The sequence below is a fragment of the Nocardia sp. NPDC023733 genome, from assembly GCF_040639775.1.
GTDB lineage: Bacteria > Actinomycetota > Actinomycetes > Mycobacteriales > Mycobacteriaceae > Nocardia > Nocardia rosealba.
The window spans coordinates 589,290-613,432 of the sequence record NZ_JBFAAN010000003.1 but is presented as its reverse complement, the minus strand read 5'-3'; the positions used below and the strand labels follow the sequence as shown (position 1 = coordinate 613,432).

General features: G+C 66.8%; 18 protein-coding genes. 7 read left to right on the top strand and 11 right to left on the bottom strand.

Features of this window, described 5'->3' with window-relative positions; all coding sequences use genetic code 11:
* Positions 1-4 precede the first annotated feature (4 nt).
* Genes AB0F86_RS18265 through AB0F86_RS18255 form a run of 3 tightly spaced genes read right to left on the bottom strand, consistent with a single transcriptional unit; the run spans position 5 to position 5,405 of the window.
* Positions 5-3,202, bottom strand: a complete 3,198-nt coding sequence (locus AB0F86_RS18265; RefSeq protein ID WP_357171691.1) for a thiamine pyrophosphate-dependent enzyme — start codon at positions 3,200-3,202, stop codon at positions 5-7.
* Entirely contained in the window at positions 3,193-4,284 is a 1,092-nt protein-coding gene (locus AB0F86_RS18260; RefSeq protein ID WP_356985534.1) for an aminotransferase class I/II-fold pyridoxal phosphate-dependent enzyme, read from the bottom strand. Before AB0F86_RS18260 ends, AB0F86_RS18265 begins: the two co-directional genes overlap by 10 nt.
* Positions 4,281-5,405, bottom strand: coding sequence for a UbiA family prenyltransferase (locus tag AB0F86_RS18255; RefSeq protein ID WP_356985532.1), 1,125 nt, complete (start codon positions 5,403-5,405; stop codon positions 4,281-4,283). The genes AB0F86_RS18260 and AB0F86_RS18255 overlap by 4 nt, the downstream gene beginning before the upstream one ends.
* 93 nt (positions 5,406-5,498) lie before the next feature.
* Here AB0F86_RS18255 and AB0F86_RS18250 point away from each other — a divergent pair, with 93 nt between their 5' ends.
* Positions 5,499-6,359, top strand: coding sequence for a haloalkane dehalogenase (locus AB0F86_RS18250; RefSeq protein ID WP_225281496.1), 861 nt, complete (start codon positions 5,499-5,501; stop codon positions 6,357-6,359).
* On the opposite strand, the gene AB0F86_RS18245 is transcribed toward AB0F86_RS18250, so the two are convergent.
* From AB0F86_RS18245 to AB0F86_RS18225, 5 genes are read right to left on the bottom strand one after another with little or no spacing between them, the layout of a single operon-like run.
* On the bottom strand, positions 6,356-7,255 hold the full coding sequence (locus AB0F86_RS18245; protein ID WP_356985530.1) for a bile acid:sodium symporter family protein: 900 nt from the start codon (positions 7,253-7,255) through the stop codon (positions 6,356-6,358). The two genes, AB0F86_RS18250 and AB0F86_RS18245, sit on opposite strands and share 4 nt — an antisense overlap.
* Before the next feature lie 2 nt (positions 7,256-7,257).
* Positions 7,258-9,549: a carbamoyltransferase HypF gene (hypF, locus tag AB0F86_RS18240; protein WP_356985528.1), complete on the bottom strand. Its 2,292-nt coding sequence runs from the start codon at positions 9,547-9,549 to the stop codon at positions 7,258-7,260.
* 10 nt (positions 9,550-9,559) lie between these two features.
* A complete protein-coding gene (hypE, locus tag AB0F86_RS18235; protein WP_181698777.1) occupies positions 9,560-10,576 on the bottom strand; it encodes a hydrogenase expression/formation protein HypE in 1,017 nt (338 codons plus the stop codon).
* Positions 10,573-11,157, bottom strand: coding sequence for a cysteine hydrolase (locus AB0F86_RS18230; RefSeq protein WP_181698778.1), 585 nt, complete (start codon positions 11,155-11,157; stop codon positions 10,573-10,575). The genes hypE and AB0F86_RS18230 overlap by 4 nt, the downstream gene beginning before the upstream one ends.
* Before the next feature lie 42 nt (positions 11,158-11,199).
* On the bottom strand, positions 11,200-12,189 hold the full coding sequence (locus AB0F86_RS18225; RefSeq protein ID WP_356985526.1) for a ParB N-terminal domain-containing protein: 990 nt from the start codon (positions 12,187-12,189) through the stop codon (positions 11,200-11,202).
* 674 nt (positions 12,190-12,863) lie between these two features.
* On the opposite strand from AB0F86_RS18225, the gene AB0F86_RS18220 reads away from it, so the two are divergent.
* The 3 genes from AB0F86_RS18220 (at position 12,864) to AB0F86_RS18210 (ending at position 16,852) form a co-directional block, all read left to right on the top strand.
* A complete protein-coding gene (locus AB0F86_RS18220; protein WP_356985524.1) occupies positions 12,864-16,124 on the top strand; it encodes a (Fe-S)-binding protein in 3,261 nt (1,086 codons plus the stop codon).
* Between the two features lie 117 nt (positions 16,125-16,241).
* Entirely contained in the window at positions 16,242-16,442 is a 201-nt protein-coding gene (locus AB0F86_RS18215; protein WP_225281502.1) for a type II toxin-antitoxin system VapB family antitoxin, read from the top strand.
* Positions 16,443-16,453: 11 nt separating this feature from the next.
* The gene (locus AB0F86_RS18210; protein WP_356985523.1) at positions 16,454-16,852 is read left to right on the top strand and encodes a PIN domain nuclease; all 399 of its coding nucleotides are present in this window, start codon (positions 16,454-16,456) and stop codon (positions 16,850-16,852) included.
* A 1-nt stretch (position 16,853) separates the two neighbouring features.
* Here the strand turns inward: AB0F86_RS18210 and AB0F86_RS18205 are convergent, their stop codons facing one another.
* Positions 16,854-17,372 (bottom strand): YdcF family protein, encoded by a 519-nt coding sequence (locus AB0F86_RS18205; protein WP_356985522.1) that lies wholly within the window; start codon positions 17,370-17,372, stop codon positions 16,854-16,856.
* Positions 17,373-17,552: 180 nt separating this feature from the next.
* Here AB0F86_RS18205 and AB0F86_RS18200 point away from each other — a divergent pair, with 180 nt between their 5' ends.
* The 3 genes from AB0F86_RS18200 (at position 17,553) to AB0F86_RS18190 (ending at position 21,157) form a co-directional block, all read left to right on the top strand.
* Positions 17,553-18,251, top strand: coding sequence for a hypothetical protein (locus AB0F86_RS18200; RefSeq protein WP_356985520.1), 699 nt, complete (start codon positions 17,553-17,555; stop codon positions 18,249-18,251).
* Positions 18,252-18,429: 178 nt separating this feature from the next.
* Positions 18,430-19,752 carry a UDP-glucose/GDP-mannose dehydrogenase family protein gene (locus AB0F86_RS18195; RefSeq protein ID WP_181698783.1) on the top strand — a complete coding sequence of 441 codons (1,323 nt, stop codon included), beginning with the start codon at positions 18,430-18,432 and terminating at the stop codon, positions 19,750-19,752.
* A 67-nt stretch (positions 19,753-19,819) separates the two neighbouring features.
* Positions 19,820-21,157, top strand: a complete 1,338-nt coding sequence (locus tag AB0F86_RS18190; RefSeq protein ID WP_356985518.1) for an Hsp70 family protein — start codon at positions 19,820-19,822, stop codon at positions 21,155-21,157.
* A 1-nt stretch (position 21,158) separates the two neighbouring features.
* On the opposite strand, the gene AB0F86_RS18185 is transcribed toward AB0F86_RS18190, so the two are convergent.
* On the bottom strand, positions 21,159-22,433 hold the full coding sequence (locus tag AB0F86_RS18185) for a YibE/F family protein (RefSeq protein WP_225281507.1): 1,275 nt from the start codon (positions 22,431-22,433) through the stop codon (positions 21,159-21,161).
* Positions 22,434-22,886: 453 nt separating this feature from the next.
* On the bottom strand, positions 22,887-24,140 hold the full coding sequence (locus AB0F86_RS18180) for a pyridoxal phosphate-dependent aminotransferase (RefSeq protein WP_067643759.1): 1,254 nt from the start codon (positions 24,138-24,140) through the stop codon (positions 22,887-22,889).
* Positions 24,141-24,143: the final 3 nt, after the last annotated feature.

The following is a 24,143-nucleotide window of genomic DNA, read 5'->3' as shown; positions in this document are numbered from 1 at the left end:
GGTTTCACCGGCGCGGGTCGGCGCGGCGCGCGACGCGCACCGCCTTCTCCGCGCCGAAGGCCAGCAGGGTGGACAGGGCGCCGGTGCGGGCGTTCTTGCCGTCGCGGGCCCACCCGGTGAGCAGGCCGGCGAATTGGCGGATGTGCGCGCGGCCGGCGAGCACGGGTGCTTCGGCGGCGGGGATTCTGGCGTCGATCAGCGTCGGTCCGTCACCGGCGAGTGCGGTGCGGAAGGCGTTGCCGAACTCCTTGGCGGAGCGCACCGTTGTCGCGCGCACGCCGCAGTGCCTGGCGAACCCGGCGAAGTCGATTTCGTGGAAGCCCGACGCACGGTCGGGCCAGCCCATGATCCAGCTCTCGAATTTGATCGCGGCCAGGGCGTTGTTGTTGAACACCACGATCACCAGCGGCGAACGCACGTCGGCGGCGTTGCGCAGTTCGGCCAGCGTGATGCCGATACCACCGTCGCCGACGATCGCCACGGACACCTCGTCGGGGTGGCGCACGGCCACGTCGACGGCGGCGGGCACCGCGAATCCCATGGTCGCGAACGAGGCCGTCCACAGGTAGCGGTGCGCCGAGCGCACGTAGCGGTAGGCCCAGAGCGTGTTGATGCCGACGTCGACGCTCAGGGTGGACGGCTTGTCCAGGTGCGCCAGTTCGCTGTCGATGATCTGGGCAACCGTGGCGGCGCGCAGCTTGCGTGCGCTCTCCCTCGGCTTGCGGCGCGGCCGTTCGGTGGCTTCGGGTGCGCCGCGTTTCTCGCCGAGCAGACCGACAAGTGCTTCGAGAGTTTCGCGTGCGTCACCGAGCAGCCCGACCGAATCCGACGGCAGGCGAAGGAAGGTGAGCGGATCGGTGTTCACCGAGATCACCGGGTTGTGGCCGACCATCTCGAAAGCCGAACCGCGCCAGGACACTCCGACCACGATGACGAGCCCGCTGCGCCGGACCCGCTGCATGGCGTCGTCGGTCCCGGAGGTGCCGACAAGTCCCGCGCAGTGTTCGCCGACCACGTCGGCCGCCAGCGCGCCCATCGTGCAGTAGAGCGGACTGCCTGTGCGGGCGGCCAATTCGACGAGTTCACGTCGCGCACCCGCCGCCCCGCGCCCCACGATGATGGAGATGTCCTCGGCGGCGCCGATGAGTTCGGCGGCCCGCACGATGTCCTCGGGTGCGGCGGTGGCGCGGCCGGGCAGCCCGATCAACGACGGTGGGATCGCGAACGACCGAGCGCTGTCCACGAGGGCGCCGCTGTCGCGGGCGGCGATCGCCGTGCGTGTCACGTGGATGTGGGTGACGCCGCGGCCGCCACCGGCGATGGTCGCGAACGCGTCGCGCAACCGGACCGCGTCCTTGGCACCACCGTCGAGAACCACCGAGACGGCGGCGATATCGGCGAGCACGTCGACGGGATCGAGCAGCCAGGGTGTGGTCTCGACGGAGACCAGCACCACGGACGCGTCGTCGAAGGCGGCGTCGTAGAGCCCGTTGAGCTGGCCGAGGAGTTCGGCGGGCGAGGTCACCACCGCGCAGGAGGTGGTTCCGTCGGCCTTGTACGCCGCGGTCGCCCGCATGGCCGCGGCCTGCACATCGGCGACGACATGCAGGTCCAGCTCAGCCGTGGCACCTAGCCGCGCGCGGCTGTTCTTCGACAGATACGCGGAGTCGATGCCCCGGTGCGCGAGTGCCGCGAACAGATCGGTGACGTAATCGACGACATCGACATCCGGTGCCGGAGCGGGGCGGTCGTCCTCGAGCGCCGAGGTGAGGACGAGCGCCGGACCGTGCCGGTCCTCGCTCAGGCGCGACCGCAGTTCGGTGGCGTCACCGGCCCAGAACACCCCGATACCGAATGCCTTGGCCAGGTCGCTCACCGGCACACCGGGCTCGGCCCGGCATACCACCGTGACCGGAACGTCATACCTTGCGGCAGTGGAGAATTCGGAGATGTACTGGTCGAGCGAGTCCAGGTCGGTGAGCGCGTAGGAGCGAGCACCGTTCGCGAGGGCCAGGCCGATGGCCAGCGGCAGCGCGGAACCCTCCGCCTCGAAATTCCAGGAACTGTGCAGCTGCGCGCGCTCACCGAGGTAGCGGCGGGCGAGTTCCCTCGTCGCCCCGGGATCGACGGCCACCGAGGCACCGGCGAGGGCATCGGCGAGCACACCCCAGCCCTCGGGTGCGTTCGGATCTGCCGGTGCGACAGGGGCACTCGCCGCGGGTGGGGTACCGCGCCTGCTCCACACGGCCGACACGAGCGCGTGCAGGATCTGCGGGACCTCCCCCGCGATCCCGATCCGCCTGCTCTCCTCGTCGAACCCCGACGTGGCCACATCGGTGATCTCGAGCAGCAGCTCGAGCGACGGAAAGTGCCGTGCCACACCGGCGGTCGGCCTGCCGATCAACAGCACCTGCCGGGCGTCGGACTCCTCGACCGGCGGCACCGACCAGTCCGGAATCCCCGCTTCGGGCAGGGCTGCGATCGGCACACCCAGCGCGTCCGCGAGCAGTAGCGCACAGTCCGCGACCGCCCGGCCGCCCGCACCGAGCACGATGACACCCGGGGCGGAGCAAAGGTATTCGGCCAGATCTTCGACACGCTTCTTGTCCACGTCTGGCGCTGTCCGTGCGCCGAACCGGTACGGGCTCTGTTGCTCGAGCCCCTCGATGGGGGAGTTGAGCACATCGGACGGCACGGCCAGGTGCGCGGAGGTCTGTTCGAGCCGCACCGACAGCACTGTCTGATCGAAGACGGCGAGCTGATCGGGCGAGACGATGTCGGTGGACCGCCACGTTCCGTCACGGAACAGTCGCGCCGAGTCGATCTCCTGGAACGATTTCGTGCCGATCTCGGCACGCGCCACCTGCCCGGAGATGGCCAGCACCGGCAGCCGGTCGTAGAGCCCGCCGTACACGCCGGGCAACAGGTGGGTGGCGCCTGGACCGGCCGTGCCGAAGCACACTCCGACGGTGCCCGACCCCTGCGCGTAACCGACCGCCATCCAGGCGGCGGCACTCTCGTGACGCACCGCGATCAGGTCGATCTCCGACCGCCGTCCTACCGCGTCGACCAGGCAGTTCACCGATTCGGCAGGCATGCCGAACAGGTAGCGCACGTCGTGGCCGATCAGCCGGTCGACGAGGGCGTCGGCGAATCGCGGCCGCCCGAGCACGTCGGCGCCCAGGTTGGTGTTCATCTGCATGTCAGTGCCTCCACTCGTCTGTATCCCCGCGCGAGTACGTCGACGACGTCGGCGAGGTGCCCCCTGGCAGGAACCGTGATCCGGACGCCCGCGTCCGGGTAGCAGCGCACCGCGATGCCCGATTCGGCGAGGTGCGCCACGAGTGCCGCCGGATTCGGCGTCGGCACCCAGACGAAGTTGCCGGACGAATCGGGCACGTCGATGCCGTGGCCGCGAATGGCCGCGACGAATTCCGTCCGCACCGCGATCACCGAATCGACCTGCGCCTCCAGCTCGTTCACCACGCCGAGCGAGGCGACGGCCGCGGCCACCGCGAGCCGGTTCACCCCGAACGGCATCGCCATCGAGCGGCAGGCGCCGATCAGGTCACCGTGTCCGACCGCGTAACCCACGCGCAGGCCCGCCAGCCCATACGCCTTCGAAAAGGTACGAAGCACAACAAGATTGGGATTTTCCTTGGCCATTCGCAGGGCCGCCGACCGGTCGTTGTCCCGGTCGAATTCGATATACGCCTCGTCCACCACGACGACCGTGTGCTCCGGTACCCGCGCCAGTACCTGCTCGATCTCCTCGGGCGTCACCTGTTCACCGGTCGGGTTGTGTGGTGAGCAGATCAGGATCGCGGCAGCGTCGTCGCCCGCCGCGTCGACCATCTCCGTCAAGGGCTGCCATCGATTCGGTGTCCCGATCACCGGCACCGCGATACCGCCCGCGCCGAGGACCACCCGTTCGTAGGCGTCGAAGGCGGGCACCGCGTACACGACCCGGCCACCGTGGCCGGCGACCCAGCGCAGCAGATAGGCGAGCACACCGACACTGCCCGGCCCGACGACGACTTGATCTGATGTGCAGTCGGCGAATTCGGCGATGGCGCTGCGCAAATCGCCGTACGCGGCGGCAGGGTAGGCGGCCGCGTGTTCCACCTCGTCGGCGATCGCGGTGCGCACGCTCGGCAGGGGCGCGAAGGGCAGCGCGTTGTTGGACAGGTCGAGCGCGGCCGCCGAGGTATCGGCCTCCTCACCGGATCGATATTCGTCGAGTAATACCGTGTCGCGCACCACCGTCATCCTTTCCGCCGTCACCCGATGTCTTCCTTTTTGCGGGTATCGAGTTTCAGCGCGTCCATAGCGAAAATGACCACCAAAGATCCGGCGACGACCAGCAGCGAAGAAATGGAAGGATCGGCCAGCAACACCCAGGTCGACAGATATCCGGTCGATACGATCATGTCGAATCGCAGCATGTTGTTCGCCGACTGATTGTCGTCGCGCAGGATCATCCGCGCGCCCTGCACACATGCCACCGGGAACCAGGCCAAAGCGAACAAATACTTCACTTCGAATTGTCCGGCGACCACCAGAAAAAGCGGCCCGAGATAAACAAGAACAGTGGCGACGGCAGCAGCGAGAGCCGCCTGCTGCCGTGTCGCGAAAATGGTGGCCGAGGTCGACAACCCGGCTTCCCGGTCACCCTCGAAATCCGGCAGGTTCTTCACGAATCCCTTGGCGACGAACCAGAGTAACAAATATGCGGCCATACTGAGGAAGGACCAATTTCCCGCGATCGCCGGACCGTTCGCCGCGACGGCGGGCGCCATCAGAAACGGCAATGCCACATCGAGCGCGAAGAACACGAGCGAACCCATCGGCCGCGCCTTCATCCGCAGCGGCGCCAACGAGTACTGATGAGCGATGAGCAGGCACAGGGCTGTGAGCAGCAGGAATGCCGGGCTCACCACGACTGCGGCCACGAGCATCACCGCACCGGCGGCGTAGCTGCTCCGCAGCAGTCGCCGGCGCCCGTACAGGCCGAGCAGGTACAGCCGGGCCGGGATGTTCTGATTGTCTTCCGCGATATCGGAATAGGCATTGAACAGGTTGGCCACGGCGCTGTAGAGGAACGTGACGAAGAAGCCGAGCAGAACGTCGATACCCATCGGCACGTCCAGCAGTACACAACCCAGGTAAAACGCGAGCATGCCGGGCAGGCAGGTGCGCGGCCGCGCGAACGAGAGAAACAGGCCGACCCGTTCCACTGTGCCCGTGGTGAACCCGTCGGACGAGTTCACCCAGTCGATTCTTTTCTCCGCCGATTTATGCAGAAATTCGTCAAGCGTCGGTTCAGGAATTGTTCCAGTCACAATCAAAGCCCACTCGTCACCCGTTTGCGGCCCGGCCGCGGAAGAGGCGGCTGGGGCGACCATACCCGAGTTTCGAAAAGAGCGGCAGTGTGTGCAACCGGCGCTTTCTCCGGTTGCACACTCCGGCCGTTTCACAAATGGGGTATAGGTTTCCCTATGCTGATCGACTTCGTGCCCGACAAGAACCTCTACCCCTTCGAGTCACGCTGGTTCGACTCGTCCGCAGGCCGTGTCCACTACATCGATGAGGGATCGGGGCCGACGATTCTGTTCTGCCACGGCGTCCCCGCCTGGAGCTTCCTCTACCGCCACGTCATCGCCGAGCTGCGTACCAGGTACCGGTGCGTCGCCGTCGACTATCTCGGCTTCGGCTTGTCCGAGCGGCCCGAGGGTTTCGGCTACACCGTCGCCGAGCACACCGGCATCCTCGGCGAGCTCATCGACCACCTCGGCCTCGACGACTACGTGCTGATGGGGCACGACTGGGGTGGCCCGATCGGCCTGGGTGCCAGCATCCCCAGAGCCGAACGCCTGCGCGGAATCGTGCTGGGCAACACCATCTTCTGGCCCATCGAGGCGATGGCGAATCGCGTCTTCGCCCAGGCCATCCGCACCGGACCGATGCAGCGGCGCGTTCTCGAGCAGAACTTCCTCGTCGAGCGCGTGTTGCTGTCGGAACTCGGTAAGACGTTGAGCCCGGCCGAGATCGACCACTACCGGTTGGTGCAGCCGTCGCCGCAGGCACGCAAGGGACTCGCGGTGATCGCCAAGCAGATCGTCGACGCCCGCCCGCTGATGGCTCAGCTCGCCCGCGACGTGCCCGCGGTCCTCGCCGACAAGCCGACGCTGCTGGTCTGGGGCATGCGCGACATGGTGTACCGACCCAAGGCCCACATCCCCCGCATGGTGTCGACCTTCACCGACGTGGAGGTCGTCGAACTGCCACAGGCCCGCCAGTTCATCCAGGAGCACGCCCCCGTCGAGATCGCCGAGGCCATCGCCAAACGGTTCCCCTAGGGCAGTGCGGTCGCGGCGACCGGCGCGGGCGCATCCGATTCCGCGCGGGATCGCCGCGCCAGCAGGAACGCCGCGACCGCCGCCGTCCCACCCATCACGATCCCGTAGGTGGCGGCGGGCACCGCCATCGCCTCGCTGCCGAGCGCCGACACCGCGACCGCGATGGCCAGCGTCGCGTTGTGGATCCCGATCTCCATGGACGAGGCGATGGCCTGCCGGATATCGACTCCGAACCAGCGGGGCACGTAGTAGCCGACAGCCAGGCTCAGCACCGACAGCAGCAGCGTGATCGCGCCGAGCTTGCCGAAATTCGCACGCAGCGTGTCGAATTCGGAGCCGACTGCCACACTCACCGCCAGCACCAACACCGCCATGGAACCGAGCTTCACCGGTTTACCCATCCGGTCGGCGAACGCAGGCCGCGCGTGCCTGATCCACATCCCGACGGCCACCGGCACCAGCACGATGACGATCACCTGCACCAGCTTGGCCGGTTGCAATCCGACCGAGGCGTCACCGTCCATGAACGCCGCCACCGACAAGGTGATCACGATCGGCATGGTGAACGCCGCGATCACTGAATTGATCGCGGTGAGCATGATGTTGAGCGCCACGTCGCCACCGGCGAGGTGGCTGAACAGGTTGGCCGAGGTGCCGCCCGGCGAGGCGACGAGCAGCATCATGCCGACCGCGAGCACCCCGGTGAGGCCGAAGGCGAGCACGAGCAGCACACAGATCAGCGGCAGCACCACGAGCTGGCAGACGAGGGCGACGGCCGCCGCTTTCGGATGGCGGACCACCCGCCGGAAGTCGTCGGGTGTCAGGGTGAGTCCGAGGCCGAGCATCACCACAACGAGCGCGATCGGCAGCACCACCGCGAATTGCGAAGAACCCATCATCACTCCCGTTTCGCCCGGTCGGCCACCAGCAGCTGCCCGAGGGCGATCCCACCGTCGTTCGGTGGAACCTGCCGGTGGCTGTACACCGCAAGTTCGGCGCGTTCGAGCATTACCATGCAGTTGACCAGCAGGAATTCGTTGAGGAACACACCGCCGGAGAGCACTACCTGGCGGATGCCGGTGGTGTCGGCCAGGTGCAGGCACTGCCGGACGACCATGGCGACGACCCCGCTGTGGAACCGCCTGCTGATCTGGTCGAGCGCGGTCCCGGCGGCCAGGTCGGCCGCGATCGCGCGAATCACCGGCCGGTGGTCGACTTCTCCTGCGGTAGAGCCGAACTCGTACCCGTCGACGAGCGTGAGGTCGCGATCGAGCAGGCCCTCGAGTTCGATCGGGCCTTGCGCCTCGTATTCCGCCCGCGAACACACGCCGAGCAGAGCCGCCACCGCGTCGAACAACCGGCCCATACTCGTCACCTCGGGTGAGTTGATGCCACGGGCGCACATGGTCGCGTAGACGTGCCTGCGGTCGTCATCGAGCGTCTCGAGCACCGGAAAGGCCTGCACCGCAGCATCGATGGCTCCGAACGCGTCGACAGCCACAGCGACACCCGTCCGGATCGGTTCGCGCACAGCCTGATCGCCACCGATCAGGGCCACACGCCGCAGGTGCGCTGCCCGTTCGGCCTTGCCGTAGTCACCGACCAGGAACTCACCACCCCAGATGGTGCCGTCCGTGCCGTACCCGGCTCCGTCGAACACCACGCCGATCGCGGAACCGTCGAGCTTGTTCTCCGCCATGCAGGCGGCCATGTGCGCGTGATGGTGCTGCACCGCGATCGGCTCACCCGTCTCACCGATACCGCTGTGGCCCATATTGATCCGGAAGTCCGGATGCATGTCGTACACCCCGGCCTCGGGCCGCAGGTCGTACAGCGAGGCCAGGTGGGCAGCGGTTCGGCGGTGCGATTCGAACGTCTCGTCGTTCTTCAGATCACCGATGTGCTGGCTCAGATACACCCGCGTGCCCGCCGACAACGCGACCGTCGTCTTGAGTTCGGCACCGTAGGCGACCAGCGGCCGCAGCGGACGACCCACCTCCACCGGGTACGGCGCGTACCCGCGCGCACGGCGCAGGAAGGTCAGCAGTGGCCCGTCCAGATCCGGGTGGATCGACACCCGGACCACGGAATCGTCCACCCTGGACTCGATGTCGCGGTCGTGGTACAGAATCGCGTCCGCGATCTCGAACAGGTGCGCCAGCGCATCGTCATTGCGGTGCACGATGGGGTATCCCGACACATTGCCGCTGGTCATCACGAGCACATCGGTGTCGGCCTCGTCGAGCAGCAGGTGGTGATGCGGCGCGGAGGGCAGCATCACCCCCAGGTTCGGGTTCCGTGGCGCGACACTCTCCGGCACCGCGCCGGTTCGCTTGCGTGCCAACAGAATCGGTCGCGCGGGCGAACGCAACACCTGCTCCTCGGCAGGCGACAGTTCGACGATCCGATGCGCGGTATCCAGATCCCGCACCATCACCGCGAACGGTTTCGAATCGCGCCGCTTGCGTTTCCGCAGCAGCGCCACCGACGCGGCATTCATCGCATCGACGGCCAGATGGAAACCGCCCACACTCTTCACCGCGACGATCCGACCGTCCGACAGCTCACGCACACTGCGGCGCAGCGCGTCCTCGTGCACCGTCCCGTCGGGGTAGGCGAGGAACAGCCTCGGCCCGCAGTCCGCGCACGCGTTCGGTTGCGCGTGGAAGCGCCTGCTCATCGGATTCCGGTATTCCGCATCACACTTCGCGCACATCGTGAACGCGCGCATGGTGGTCTGCGATCGGTCGTAGGGCAACGCCCGGATGATCGAATACCGTGGCCCGCAGTTGGTGCAGTTGATGAACGGGTAGCGATAGCGCCGGTCGGCCGGGTCGCGCAGCTCGGCAAGACAGTCCGCGCACACATGGGTGTCGGCGGGGACGAGCGCCACCTTCTCCCCCGTGTGCTCGCTGTGCACGATCTCGAAACTCGACGCGACCGGCCCGTCCGCCACCCGGCTCAACGCCACCACCCGGTCCACCCGCGCCAGCTCGGGCGCCCGGTCGGCCAGCTCCGCGCAGAACGATTCCAGCGCGGCCTCTGCGCCGCTCGCCTCGACGAGTACGCCCTCGGGATCGTTGCGCACCCAGCCCGTGAGCTGCCGTTCGCGGGCGAGTTTGTAGACGAACGGGCGGTATCCCACGCCCTGCACGACCCCGGTGACCCTGATCTGCCAGGTGGCGGTCATGGCGGCCCGGTCAGCACAGGCGGGGCAGCTCGGCGCCCCGCAGTGGTTGCAGTGTCGATTCGCGTCCGGCGGTGTCGCGCAGCACGACCGCGGCGCCGTCCCGGCCGGTCACCTCGCCGATCACCGTGGCATGCCTGCCGTACTCGTGCCCGCGCAGCGCGGCCACGATGTCGGCGGCGGCGGCCGGATCGGCGAAGATCGCCAGGCAGCCCTCGTTCGCGCAGTTCAGCGGGTTGATGCCGAGCATGTCCGCCGCCATCGCGGTCTCGTGCTGGATGGGCAGCGACTGCTCATCGATGGTGATGGCCTTGCCCATGCGGCCCGCGTACTCGTGCAGCACCGCCGAGAGCCCACCGCGCGTCACGTCCCGCATCGACCGCACCGCCTCGCGCGGCACCGCCGCGAAGACGCTGTCGATCATCAGGTTGAGCGGCGCGCAGTCGCTGAGCACCCGGCTCTCGAAGCCGAGACCCTCCCGGATGGAGAGCAGGTGCACCGTGTGATTGCCGATCGGGCCCGACAGGATCACCGCGTCGCCGGGGCGGACCGCGTCCATCCGCAGTGGTTCGCGCAGGAAGAACCCGACACCACTGGTGTTGAGGTACAGCTGGTCGGCCTCGCCCGTTCGCACGACCTTGGTGTCGCCGCACACGATCTGCACCCGCGCCTCGCGCGCGGTCTCGCGCACCGACGTGAGCACGCGCTCGAGCCGGTCGAAGGACAATCCGGCCTCGAGGATGAGCCCGAGGGTGAGATAGCGCGGCACCGCACCCGAGACGGCCAGGTCGTTGACGGTGCCGCAGACCGCGATCTTGCCGATGTCGCCGTTGCCGAAGAACGGCGGGTCCACCACGAAACTGTCGGTGGTCATCGCGATCCGGTCGCCCTCCACGGGCAGGACCGCACTGTCCTCCATCTCCCCCACGTACACATCGCCGAGGGTGCGTGCGATGAAGTCGACCAGCTCGCCCGAGAGCACCGCGCCGGTGCCGTGGTCGAGCTGGATGTGCTGCGTGGCCACGGTCATGGTGTCTTGGTCTCCTTGCGCGGGATGCCGCCGGTGGTGTCGATGAGCCGCAGGATCTCGGCGGAGTCGGCGACGGTGGCGCAGTAGCTCTCCAGCCAATCCAGCGCCCGCACCCGGTCGGCCTCCTGCGCCGAGAACACGCAGTCGCCGGGCACCGCGACGATGTAGCCCCGGAAGAAGGCGTCGGCGGCGGTGGTCTGGATACAGATCTGGGTCTGCAAGCCGATCAGCACCAGCGCTTCCACACCGGCGGCCTGGAGCCGGTCGTGCAGGTCGGTTTCGTAGAAGCCGCTGTCCTTGCTGCGTTCCTGGATCACATCGTCGGGGTCGACGAATTCCCGGATCACCTCGGCGCCGGGAGTTCCGCGCAGGGCAGGTACTCGACCGTCGTAACGCTCGGCCAGCGGGTCGTCGGGCTGATTGAGGAGTTGCAGGTGATACACCGTGCAACCTCGTTTGCGCATTTCGGTCAGGAATTCGTTCACGCGGGGTGTCGCGGCCGCGATAGCGGCTTCCCGATCGGGATTCTTCCCGACGATGTCGTATTGCAATCCACTGGTGACAACGGCGATTTTGGACATGCCGATCCTTAGGTCCGTAAGAATGGGAAACAGGTCGGAAATTCAGGCCGAACGGGCGTCCGGCGAATTACCGTACGCATTATCGGAAGCGGCTTGCAGGGCCTGGGCGATATTCGCCCAATTGGCCGCGCATTGATTGGCGAGTTCGATCACATGGTAGGAGGAATGGGGTCGCACGAATTCGACGATCTTCTCGGCGTCACCCGCGTTCACCGCGTGCTGATGCAGCCACCGCAGCAATTCGCGCCCGCCGACGCTCATCCGTAGCGCCGGGTCGCGGGAGAGCACGGCGAGCAGGGCGTCGAGGTCCACCTGCTTCTTGTGCGGTGTCGGCGTCAGGCGGTCGTTCTCCGCCGGTCCGCCGGGCGCCGGGGTCCTGGTGTCGTCGGGCTGGACGAGCGGGCCCATGCCGCTTTCCAGCCGGGCCCGGACGTCGCGGACGGTCGACGGCGAGAGGCCGACTTCACGTGCGATGGAACGCAGCGAGGCATCGGGGCGGGCCAGCAGGAGTTCGGCGGCCGTTTTACGCGCCGAATTCGTGTCGACCGGCCGGAGCCTGCCGTCACTGCCTAGCCGATGACTCGCTTGCGACGTATCGCCGGTACCGCTTCTGATCGAGGCCACGGTTTTCGCGGAGAGCCCCGCAGCGGTGGCGATCGACCGATTGGACCAGTGCGGATGGGAAAGGATGATGCGTTCCGCCGCAGCTCGGCGATCGGCCAGCGACAACGGCAGGCCGTGCCGCACATTCTCTTGTACGCCGAGAATGAACGCCAATTCTTCGGAACCTTCGACCATATACGCGTCGATGTGCGTGAGGCCTTTGCGTAGCGCCGCGCTCGTCCGGTGAAATCCGTCGATGATCCTATTCGTCGGACGATGGACGAGAATCGGCGGCAAAGGCCATTCCGCCTCGACCAGCCGCTCGATATGAGCGGGGTCCTCCCCCTCGAATCTGGGGGAGCCCGCCATGACGAGCGAGGCAATTTCCACAGACTGTTTTACCCGGTTGGATTTCAGCGGGCGATTCACCTATCAAGCCCCCCAGTCTTTCAAGCTGTGCATCGATATCAAGATCAAGAGCCGCGTAAAAAAATATCGCAGTGAGCCAATTCGGGCAAGTGTTCGATCCGAGACCCTCGACCGGGTCGCCGCGCCGGTCAGGGGCGTGCGGCGCCCTGCCCGACCGGCCGGTAACGAACCGACCTGACGGTGTCCAACTGGTGAAACCCACAGTTGGACAAGCATGTTCATGCCCCGAAGTCACGATCCGCCCAGCCGGCGCGCCGAGAATAGAATGGTCTATGCAACTCACAGCCGTGAGCCCGCTCAGGTGAGAATGTGAATTCGCTGGGAATTATTTCCACGGACCGAACAAACTGGACGATAGATTAATTCCATCTTGTTTCACATCGCCGCCGAGCATCGGGCCCCGGTGCACGAGCCCCGGCTGTCGCACCCGCCGCCGCGCAAGCCCCATCGACACGCGGCCCCGCCCGCGGCGATCCCGGAACAGGCCGCAACGGCCAGGCGCCAAATCAACCCCTGAACTGCAACGTTAGGATGATCCTCAGCTCCGGGAAGACATCGAAGCTACCCACCGGTAACATAGAATCCCTACCCCTACTGGCGGGTAACTTGGACCGTACTATGATGCGACCTGGGACGAGCGGCACCGCGTCGCTTCGTGAACGAAAGGCCACAGCATGAGCCCCATATCTTTGACGTTGGGCATCATCTCCATTCTGGTCGGTGTCCCCGCGTGGATCGGGTTCGGCCTCGCCATCCGGAAGATGGCTCGGACGATCATGCTCGGGCAGCCCGCCCCCGACCGGTTCACTCCGTTCGTGCCGCGGTTCGCCACCATGATCAAGGAGTTCGCCGCGCACACGCGCATGGTGAAGTTCCGGACCGTAGGCTGGGCGCACTGGCTCGTCATGGTCGGCTTCATGCTCGGCTTCGTCACGGTCTTCCAGGCACAGGGGCAGATCTTCAGCCCCACGTTCACCTGGCCGCTGGTCGGTAACACCTTCGTCTACCACCTGCTCGACGAACTGCTCGCCCTCGGCACCATCATCGGTGCGATCGTGCTGATCGTCATCCGTCAGCTGAACCACCCCCGAGTGCCCGCACGGCAGTCGCGCTTCTCCGGCTCCAACTTCTTCGCCGCCTACTTCGTCGAGCTCATCGTGCTCGTCGAGGGCATCAGCATGCTCGGTGCGAAGTCCCTCGTCCTGGCCTACACCGGCGAATCCCACGCCAGCAGCGACTTCGTCAGCATGCACATCGCCTCGGTGCTGCCCGCCAGCGCGGAAGCGGTGTCGGTTTTCGCCTTCTTCAAGCTGATGGCCGCGCTGGTCTGGGTCGTCGTCGTGAGCCGCAACGTCAACTGGGGCGTCGCCTGGCACCGTTTCGCCGCGTTCCCCAACATCTACTTCAAGCGTGAGGCCGACGGCGGCGTCGCCCTCGGCGCCGCCAAGCCGATGATGTCGGACGGCAAGGTCCTGACCATCGAGAACGTCGACCCCGACACCGACATCCTCGGCGCGGGCAAGATGGAGGACTTCTCCTGGAAGGGCTGGCTGGACTTCACCACCTGCACCGAGTGTGGCCGCTGCCAGTCGCAGTGCCCCGCCTGGAACACCGGTAAGCCGCTCTCGCCCAAGCTGCTCATCATGTCGCTGCGCGACCACGGTTACGCCAAGGCGCCCTACCTGCTGGCCGGCGGCCGCAAGGACATGGGCGGCGACGAGATCGGTCTGGTCGACGCCGAAGGCAAGCCCGACGAGGCCAAGCTCGCCGCGATCGCCGAGGAAGCCCGCACCGAGGCCGAGCGCCCGCTCGTCGGCGGCGAGGACGTACACGGTGTGATCGACCCCGAGGTGCTGTGGAGCTGCACCACCTGTGGTGCCTGCGTGGAGCAGTGCCCCGTCGACATCGAGCACGTCGACCACATCATCGACATGCGCCGCTACCAGGTGCTGATCGAGTCGGAGTTCCCCTCCGAGCTGGCCGGTCTGTTCAAGAACCTGGAGAACAAGGGCAACCCGTGGGGCCAGAACTCCAAGGACCGCCTGAACTGGATCAAGGAAGTCGACTTCGACATCCCGGTCTTCGGTAAGGACGCCGACAGCTTCGACGGCTACGAGTACCTGTTCTGGGTCGGTTGCGCCGGCGCCTACGAGGACCGCGCCAAGAAGACCACCAAGGCCGTCGCCGAGCTCCTCGCCACCGCCGGCACCAAGTTCATGGTGCTCGGCGCCGAGGAGACCTGCACCGGTGACTCGGCTCGCCGCGCGGGCAACGAGTTCCTGTTCCAGCAGCTCGCGATGCAGAACATCGAGGTCATCAACTCGGTGTTCGAGGGTGTCGAGCAGTCCAAGAAGAAGATCGTCGTCACCTGTGCGCACTGCTTCAACGCGCTCAACAACGAGTACCCGCAGGTCGGTGGCACCTACGAGGTCGTGCACCACACCCAGCTGCTGAACCGCCTGGTGCGGCAGAAGAAGCTGGTCCCGGTGGCCACGGTGTCGCAGAACATCACCTACCACGACCCCTGCTACCTCGGTCGCCACAACAAGATCTACAACGCGCCGCGTGAGCTGATGGAAGCCTCCGGTTCGACCCTGGTCGAAATGCCGCGCCACGGCGAACGTTCCATGTGCTGTGGTGCCGGTGGCGCCCGCATGTGGATGGAGGAGCAGCTCGGTAAGCGCATCAACGTCGACCGTGTCGACGAGGCGCTGTCCACCAACCCGACCAAGATCGCCACGGGTTGCCCGTTCTGCCGCGTCATGCTCAACGACGGCGTCACCGCGCGTCAGGAGCAGGGCCAGGGCGAGGGCGTCGAGGTGGTCGACGTGTCGCAGCTGATGCTCGACTCGATCACCCGCATCGATGCCGCCGAGCTGTCGGCCAACCTGCTCGTCGTCCAGGAGCCGAAGGCCGAACCCGAGCCGGAGCCCGAAGCCGAGCCGGAGCCGGTCGCCGAGGCTCCCGCCGAAGCAGCCCCCAAGGCCGCACCGGCTGGTGGCGGACTCGGCATGAAGGGCGCTGCCAAGGCGCCCGGTGGTGGCCTGGGTATGAAGGGTGCCGCGAAGGCTCCCGGTGGCGGTCTCGGCATGAAGGGTGCCGCCAAGGCGCCCGGCGCGAAGGCCCCTGCCGCCGAAGCGGAGTCGGCCCCGGCCGCGCCCGCCAAGGGTCTCGGTATGAAGGGCGGGGCGAAGGCGCCCGGTGGCGGACTCGGTATGAAGGGCGGCGCGAAGGCTCCGGGTGCGAAGGCGCCCGCTGCCGAAGCTCCGGCCGCCGAATCGGCCCCCGAGACCACCGCTCCCCCGGTCAAGGGTCTCGGCATGAAGGGTGGCGCAAAGGCACCCGGTGGCGGACTCGGCATGAAGGGCGGCGCGAAGGCGCCCGGCGCGAAGGCTCCTGCCGCCCCGGCCGCCGATGCGGCTGCTGATGCGGCTCCGGCTGCGGAAGCTCCCGCCGAAGCTGCTGCCACGGAGACCAAGCCCACGGTCGCCGCCAAGGGCCTCGCGATGAAGTCCGGCTTCAAGCGCCCCGGCCCGAAGGCTCCGGGCGCCCCCAAGCCCGCGGAATCAGCACAGGCCCCCGCCGCCCCGGCCGCGGACCGCTCGACCGAGTCCGCAGCGGCTCCCGAAGCCCCTGCTGCCGAATCGGTTTCGGCCCCCACCGAAACCAAGCCGACCGTCGCCGCCAAGGGCCTCGCCATGAAGTCCGGCTTCAAGCGCCCCGGCCCCAAGGCCAACGGCGCCCCGAAGCCCGCGGAACCGGCAGCGGCCCCCGCCGAACCGGAAGCCCCGGCTGAGCCCACCGCCCAGGAAGACACGGCCTCCGAGCCCACACCTTCCAACGGCAACGGCACCCCACCGGTGGCCCCGCCGACCGCCAAGCCCGGCGGCCTCGGCTTCAAGTCCGGAGCAAAGGCTCCCGGCCGCAAGAACTGACAACCGAACACCCAGTGAGGCGCGGATTCCAAGAATCCGCGCCTCACTGCTGTTTACGGGGCACTGCCAGGCCCTGATATCATCGAAGTGAGAGTTTTGATATCTGGAGGTTGCTGTATGTCCCGAACCTTGATCGACATCGACGACCATGCCTTGAGCCTGGCCGCAGAAGAGTTGGGGACGAAGACCAAGGTGGCGACGGTCAACGCCGCACTACGCGAGGTCGCGAACCGACGTGCCGTGGCGAAGATGCTCCAGCATCTGCGTGATACCGGCACCGACTTGTCACCGGAGGGAATGCAGGGGGCCTGGCGCTGAGGACGATGTTCATGTTGGCGGACAAGTCCGCCTTCGAGTGGGTCCTCCGGGACCCCGCAGCCGCAGCGGATTTCCACGCTGCCACAAGCACGCCGGGAGCACTTGTCGCGGCATGCCATCTCACCGCCCTCGAGATCGGGTATTCGGCGCGAACGCTGTCCGATTACAACGAACGGATCGGCCTGCAGAAGTCGCTGGTATGGCTGCCGGTCACCGAGGAAGTAATGGATCGCGCACTTGCCGTGCAAGGTCTGCTGGCCGAACGTGGTGCCCATCGAATTCCTATCCCCGACTTGATCATCGCAGCGACAGCGGAGGTCCACGGAGCGACCGTGATGCATGTGGACAACGACTATCAGACGATCGCCGAGGTAACAGGTCAGCCGCATCACCGGCTGTCGACCAGTTGAGTCAGCAGTCGGCGAACCAGGCCTTGACGTAACCAGCGGATTGGTAGACGTAGTCCCAGGCCCAGCGGGCGGGTGAGAGGTGGGGTTGTGGGTCGACGAAGAGGAGTTCGCCGGGCCAGCATTCGCCGAGAATGTAGCGTGCGCGGGAAATGTGGGGTGTGAAGGTGACGACGATGACGCGATCCCAGTCGGCACCGAGACGGGCGAGGGCGCGGCCTTCGCCGAGTGTGGTCCGCGGACTCGGATCGAAACAGATCACCTCGAACGAGTAACCCCCGTGGCAGATCCGATTCACCATCGCACTGTGCTCATACGGATCCGATATCAACACCCGCGGCGCGAATCCCTCTGCGGCCAACCGCAACCCGACCTCTTCACGCCCGTCATGCGCCCCACCGAGCACGAGAATCGCATCCGCACGCCGCGGCTCATCCGTCTGCGGCCGCCCGTACACCGGCCACAGCACCACCCCGAACAACACCACGGCGACCACACAACCCACCACCACTTTGCGGCGCATCCGCCGATGGTAGGCCCCCATCCGGTCACCGAGCCCGGCTGACCCCGCCTAGAGCAACATCGACCGAGCACCCACCCGACGATGCAACACCACTGGCCGAGCGGCCGGATCCCGGATAGGTTGTGCCACAGGATCAAACATCGTGCTGAACAACAGCATTGGTGACGCCGGGGGGAATCCGTGGGAACAGAGCTGCGCGGCATACAAAACCGCGAAGCAACACCAGCCGCGATCGAAGAGCTTGCGGCACAACACAACCTGGGTGCGCTGCGTGAGGTCTTCGGCCCGTATCAACGCTGGGTATTCACCCGCCTGAACAACGCCCGCCTCTACGTCTACGAGGACGGTCTGGCCTTCACCGGCGACCACCCACCCACCGCCTTCGCCTGGCGCTCGACCTCGGTCTGGAACTACAACCGCTCCATCAACGGCGGTCTCACCGACAGCAGATGGGTGCTCGTCGGAGACGACCGCCGCGCGTTCGCGATCGGCCGCGGCGCCCACGTCACCACCCCGCGCCTCGAGGGTCGACGCGTCACCGATATCCAGCGCGGCGCCCCGTTCGTCTTCGAAGGCGTGTGGGGACCCGAGGTGCAGGCAGGCATCGCCCGCACCCAGCTCCCCGATGCCTGGTCCGACCTACAGCGCGGCAAGACGCTGGACTTCCACAAGATCGCGATCAGCGCCACCGAGCTGCACGTGGGCTCGAAGTCACGGGCCTGGTCCGACCTTGTGAAAGCGACCGCGGCCGACGGCATGCTCTGGTGCTACACCCGCTCTCGAAAGTCCATCCCCCTGATCGGACTGGACGAGATCCGCAACCTCGGCTTGGTCATGACCCTCATCAAGCTCCTGGCCGAGCACCACAAACCGAGCTAGCCACTGCTCGATGCACGCCCACGAACCGAACCATGCACACAGCAGCGACATATCACCGCAGGTAGAAGCCCCATACAACGGCGGGACGAACTCACGTTCCCCCCTGTACACCAGATGTTGCGCCCGCCCTTGCCTCGCTGACGCGGCGTAGCCACGCGCGCCGCTTACCAACGAGAGTATGCGATGCACAGTCTTCGGAACGGGGTACCTGGGGGCCACGCACGCAGCGTGTATGGCCGAGCTGGGGCACGATGTGGTCGGGGTCGATGTCGACCCCGGCAAGGTGGCCAAACTGGCCGACGGGGTGGTGCCGTTCTACGAGCCAGGGCTCGACGAGGTGCTGCAACGCAACCTAGCGGCGGGCAGGCTGCGGTTCACCACCGACTACGAGGACGCGGCCGCGCACGCCGATGTCCACTTCCTCGGTGTCGGCACACCGCAGAAGAAGGGCGAGTACGGCGCCGACCTGAAGTACGTGCACGCCGTGGTCGACACCCTCGTCCCGATGCTGGAACGTCCGGCGATGATCGTCGGCAAGTCGACCGTCCCGGTGGGAACCGCTGCCGCCCTCGGCATCCGGGCTCGCGCACTCACCGACGTCGACGTGGAGGTGGCCTGGAACCCCGAGTTCCTGCGTGAGGGCTTCGCAGTGCAGGACACCTTGCGTCCCGACCGCCTCGTCCTCGGCCTCGACCGCACCCGCGAGCGCGCGGATTGGGTCGAACAACACATTCGCGACATCTACGCCGATCTCATCGATGCCGAAATCCCTTTCCTGCTCACCGATTTGGCCACCGCGGAATTGGTGAAAGTTTCGGCGAATGCCTTTCTGGCCACAAAGATTTCGTTCATCAACGCCGTTTCCGAAGTCTGTGAGGCAACGGGCGCCGATGTCACGATGCTCGCCGATGCGCTCGGTTACGACGCACGCATCGGCCGTCGATTCCTCAATGCCGGGCTGGGTTTCGGCGGCGGCTGCTTACCGAAGGACATTCGCGCTTTCATGGCCCGCTCGGGCGAACTCGGCGCCGATCATGCGGTCGCATTCTTGCGCGAGGTCGACAACATCAATATGCGGCGCCGCACCAAAGTGGTCGACATGGCCGCCCGCGCCTGCGGCGGCTCCCTGCTCGGCGCGAACGTCGCTGTCCTCGGCGCGGCGTTCAAGCCGGAGTCCGATGACGTGCGCGATTCGCCCGCGCTCAACGTGGCCGGGATGATCCAGCTGCACGGCGCCGTGGTCACCGTGTACGACCCGAAAGCGGTGGAGAATTCGCGTCGCGTCTTCCCCACACTGAACTACGCGACGTCCGTCGCCGAGGCGTGTGATCGCGCCGATGTAGTTCTGGTCCTTACCGAATGGAATGAATTCACGGATTTGACGCCCGCCGATCTGGAACCGGTGGTACGTTCCCGCTCGATCATCGACGGTCGCAATTGTCTGGATCGTCACGCCTGGCGTGATGCCGGGTGGGTGTACGCCGGACTCGGCACCCCGTAGAGTTACGGCGGGCGGGGGCTGGCAGGTTGTGCAGGCTCCGCATGTCGTGCAACGAGATGGGCAGCTGATGAGTGCGGTTTTGGGAGTTTCCGTCGGAGCGGCGACGGTGCGCCTGGCGCGCCCGCAGCCCGGTGGCGCACCGAATTCCTTTCAGGTGCATACCCTTCCGGTCCCCGAACAACACGCGGAAGAATCGGCGGCCGACGCGATCGCCGCCACCCTCGCCGCGGGCCCCGAGGTCGCGGCGACCACCGTCACCTTCCGCAGCGAACCACAGGCTCGTGCCATCCGCGCCGCCATGGCCCGCAGGCAGCTCACCAACTACCAGCTGATTCCCGAAGCCGTTGCCGCCGTGCATTTCGCGCACGCCACCGCCGACCTGCGTGAAGTTTCCACGCTGGCCGTCTACGACCTGGGCAGTTCCGGTCTCACGGTGAGCGTGGTCGACGCGCGAACCAGCGATGTGCGCCAGTGTGAACGCATCAGCGACATCAGCGGCGACTACCTCGATTCGCTGATCCGCGAGCAGCAGATCGCGTCGGGCCGCATCGCCCACCCCGCCGATCCGGCCGGCCTGGCCGCGCTCGACGCGTTGTGCCGGGCGGCCAAGGAGCAGCTGTCGAGCAGCAATGCGGTGGCGTTGCCGAGCGAGCAGGGGCTGGTGCTGCTCACCCAGGAGAACTTCGAAGCGCTGATGATGCTGGCGATCGAGTCGTCGGCGCGGATGACCCGCGATGTCATCATCCGGGCCCAGCACCCGGTGCAGGCGGTGCTGGTGATCGGTGGCGGGGCCCGGATTCCGCTGATCGCGCGGGTGCTCGAGCGCACGATCGGGGTGCCGGTGATCGTCCCGCTCGAGCCGGAGACCGCGTTGGCGCGCGGTGCCGCGTTGCTGGCCAGGCCCGCGCAGGTCGCACAGGCGCCGGTCGCGGCGCCGATCGCACCCATCGAGCAGCTCGACGATGTGACGCCCGCCTGGCTCACCGCCCCGACCCGTGGCAGGCGCCCGCTCGCCGCCCTGACCGGTCGCGGGCACAATCGCCGGGAGTTGAACGGCGCGGTGCTCACGGTCAGTTCGCTGGCGGTGGTCGCGGCGATCGGTATCGGCCTCGGCTACGGCCCCGAAGTGCTCGAGAGCGGTAATTCCAGCGACGGTTCGCAGGCGGTGCCGGCCAGTTCGACGCCGCGCCCGACCGTACCGACCACGGCGCCGCCGTCTACCACCGAAGCGGTGCACGGCACGGTGGCGGCTCCGCCCGTCCAGCTGCCGCCGAATACCCCGACGGAGGAACCGGCACCGACGCAGGGCCCCAACACCTTCACCGTGGTGCCGGGCCTGCCACCGATCATCGTGCCGACGTTGCCGCCGGTGGTGCTGCCCGGTATGCCGCCGCCCGGGCGGTAGTTCAGTTCCTGGCGTGCCGGGCGCGTGGCGGCGCGACGGTCGCCTTCTGCGCCCCGAAGGGCCGGGCGAGCAGCACCGCGATGCCGGTGGTCAACGGGACCGACAGGGCGAGGGCGATACCGCCGACCGCGGATCGGGTGATCTCGATGGCGACGGCGTCACCGGTGAGCACGTCGGTGATGGATCGCCCTGCCACGCTGAACAACAGCAGCAGCGGTAGCGCGCCACCGGCGTAGGCGAGCACGAGGGTGTAGACGGTGCTGGCGATGTGGTCGCGTCCCACGCGCATGGCGGCGGTGAAGATCTCGCGCCGCGAGGCCCCTTCGTCGAGGGCGGCGAGTTCGAAGGCGGCCGAGGCCTGGGTGATGGTGACGTCGTTGAGCACGCCGAGCGAGCCGATGATGAATCCCGCGAGCAGCAGTCCGGTGATGCTGACGTGCTGGATGTAGGTGGCCACATTGGTGTTCTGTTCTTCGGACAACCCGGTGAGGTGGGTGACCTTCAACGTCAGCCACGACAACCCCGCCGCCACGAGCATCGATGCCAGCGTGCCGAGCAGGGCCGAACTGGTGCGCAGATTCAGTCCGTGCGCGAGGTAGAGCACCACGTAGAGGATCAGCGCTCCCGACACGAGCGCGACCGGGATCGCCGGTTTCCCGTCGAGCAGCGCGGGCAGCAGGAAGATCACCACGACGCCGAAGGCGAAACACAAACCGACGAGCGCCCGGAAGCCACGCCACCGCGCGACGATGCAGATCACCGCGACGAACGCGATCACGATCAATGTCAGCGGCAACCCGCGGGAGTAGTCCTCGAACCCGTAGATGGTCCCGCCGCTCGGGTCGGCGGCCCGCACGATCCGGATCTCGTCGCCCACCCGTAGATCGGGTTGCCCCGGCCCCGGCGCGATTTCGAACAGCGTCTTCTTACCCTTGTCGGGCCCCGACCGGATGTCGATGATGCTGCGCTGACACGAGTACCCCACCTGCGGCTGCACCGGCTTGTCGGGAAACGCCTTCCCGTGCGAGGGACTCCCACACAGCCCCACCTCCTGCATGACGACAGTCCCCGCCTCGGTCTGCACCGCCCCACCGCTGACGGTCCCCATCGGCGCGGGAATATCGATCTCGGGCTTACTCGGCCACAACAGCGCGGTAGCAATCAACACCGCCACCCCGATAACCGCCAACAGCCCGACAACAACCTTGGCCGCGGTAGCCCCGATAGCGATGGGCCCCGAATGATCGTGGTGATGGTGGTGATGATGATCGCTCACCCGAGAGAGCTTAAGGGAATCCGTTTTCAAGAACGACTCACGCAGCCGTAGAACGCAACCCCAGATCTCGCAAGAACATGGGTAACTCACCGGGCACGGGCTACCAGCACCAACAACGCAAGTCTGGCCGCCAACGCAAAGAAACCCCGCGCCTGAATCCGGCCAAAATTCGCGGGGAGGCGGGAAAGGTACAGGGCGGCGGAGAGCAGGGGGTTGTCTCCGCCGCCCGTCAGGCAGGCGCCCAGGGGGGTAGGCGCTCGTACCTAGGGCTCTCGGTCGTCCAGGGGGGGTAGACGACCGGGCCGGGGCGCCGAAGCGCCGATGCCCACTGTACACAAAACTTGGACTTTTGCGCTAGTGCATCTTCAAAATCCCGAGATTTCCCAACCCCGAGTTGGTTTCAGCCGGTCTAACCCTATGCCGTCCCCGTCAAGGCCCCTGACACTGTGACACTCACTGTCGGTAACTGGACAAGAAGTTACCGAACCTTTCGATCGCCACGGCCAAGTCCCGTGCCCACGGCAATGTCACGATCCGCAGGTGATCGGTGGCGGGCCAGTTGAAGCCCGTGCCCTGCACCATGAGGATCTTCTCTTGTAACAACAGATCGAGCACAAGCTTCCCGTCGTCGTGGATCTCGTGCACATTCGGATCCAGACGGGGGAAGGCATACAGCGCGCCACGCGGCTTCACACACGACACGCCGGGGATCATGTTCAGCCGCTCCCACGCCACATCGCGCTGCTCGAGCAACCGCCCGCCGGGCAGGATCAGGTCCTCGATGCTCTGATGGCCGCCGAGCGCTACCTGAATGGCGTGCTGAGCGGGCACATTCGGGCACAGCCGGGACGAGGCGAGCAGATCGATCCCCTCGAGGAACCCGGCCGCGTGGTCCTTGGGCCCGGTGATCGCGAGCCAGCCCGAGCGGTACCCGGCCACCCGATAAGCCTTGGACAGGCCGTTGAACGTCAGGCACAGCAGGTCCGGGGCCAGCGAGGCCAGCGAGATGTGCTTGGCGTCGTCGTAGAGGATCTTGTCGTAGATCTCGTCGGCGAGCAGCAGCAACCGATGCTTGCGCGCCAGGTCGACGATCTGCTGCAGCACCTCCGCCGAGTACACCGCGCCCGTCGGGTTGTTCGGGTTGATCACCAGCAGCGCCTTGGTGCGGTCGGTGATCTTCGATTCGATATCGGCGATATCGGGCTGCCAGCCGTTCTCCTCGTCGCACAGGTAGTGCACCGGGGTGCCGCCGGCGAGGCTGGTCATGGCCGTCCACAGCGGGTAGTCCGGCGCCGGGATCAGCACCTCGTCGCCGTTGTCGAGCAGCGCCTGCATGGTGACGGTGATCAGCTCCGACACGCCGTTGCCCAGGTAGACGTCGTCCACGTCGAGCTCGGGGAAGCCCGGCACCAGCTCGTAGCGGGTGACGATCGCGCGTCGCGCCGACAGGATCCCCTTGGACTCGGAGTACCCCTGCGCGTACGGCAGCGCCGCGATCATGTCGCGCATGATCACATCGGGCGCCTCGAACCCGAACGGGGCCGGGTTGCCGATGTTGAGCTTGAGGATGCGATGGCCCTCGGCCTCCAGGCGTGCTGCCTGCGCGTGTACCGGCCCACGGATCTCGTAGACCACGTCCTGCAGTTTCTTCGACTGCTCGAGGACGCGCGGGGCGACATGCGGATGCTGTGGACTCACCCACCCCATGTT

Coding starts and splice junctions, on each gene's coding strand:
- AB0F86_RS18195 (WP_181698783.1), top strand. CDS start 18,430: ATGCGATGCACAGTCTTCGGAACGGGGTACCTGGGGGCCACGCACGCA.
- AB0F86_RS18180 (WP_067643759.1), bottom strand. CDS start 24,140: ATGGGGTGGGTGAGTCCACAGCATCCGCATGTCGCCCCGCGCGTCCTC.
- AB0F86_RS18215 (WP_225281502.1), top strand. CDS start 16,242: ATGTCCCGAACCTTGATCGACATCGACGACCATGCCTTGAGCCTGGCC.
- AB0F86_RS18245 (WP_356985530.1), bottom strand. CDS start 7,255: ATGGGTTCTTCGCAATTCGCGGTGGTGCTGCCGATCGCGCTCGTTGTG.
- AB0F86_RS18230 (WP_181698778.1), bottom strand. CDS start 11,157: ATGTCCAAAATCGCCGTTGTCACCAGTGGATTGCAATACGACATCGTC.
- hypE (WP_181698777.1), bottom strand. CDS start 10,576: ATGACCGTGGCCACGCAGCACATCCAGCTCGACCACGGCACCGGCGCG.
- AB0F86_RS18265 (WP_357171691.1), bottom strand. CDS start 3,202: ATGCAGATGAACACCAACCTGGGCGCCGACGTGCTCGGGCGGCCGCGA.
- AB0F86_RS18220 (WP_356985524.1), top strand. CDS start 12,864: ATGAGCCCCATATCTTTGACGTTGGGCATCATCTCCATTCTGGTCGGT.
- hypF (WP_356985528.1), bottom strand. CDS start 9,549: ATGACCGCCACCTGGCAGATCAGGGTCACCGGGGTCGTGCAGGGCGTG.
- AB0F86_RS18210 (WP_356985523.1), top strand. CDS start 16,454: ATGTTGGCGGACAAGTCCGCCTTCGAGTGGGTCCTCCGGGACCCCGCA.
- AB0F86_RS18255 (WP_356985532.1), bottom strand. CDS start 5,405: ATGGTCGCCCCAGCCGCCTCTTCCGCGGCCGGGCCGCAAACGGGTGAC.
- AB0F86_RS18250 (WP_225281496.1), top strand. CDS start 5,499: ATGCTGATCGACTTCGTGCCCGACAAGAACCTCTACCCCTTCGAGTCA.
- AB0F86_RS18205 (WP_356985522.1), bottom strand. CDS start 17,372: ATGCGCCGCAAAGTGGTGGTGGGTTGTGTGGTCGCCGTGGTGTTGTTC.
- AB0F86_RS18190 (WP_356985518.1), top strand. CDS start 19,820: ATGAGTGCGGTTTTGGGAGTTTCCGTCGGAGCGGCGACGGTGCGCCTG.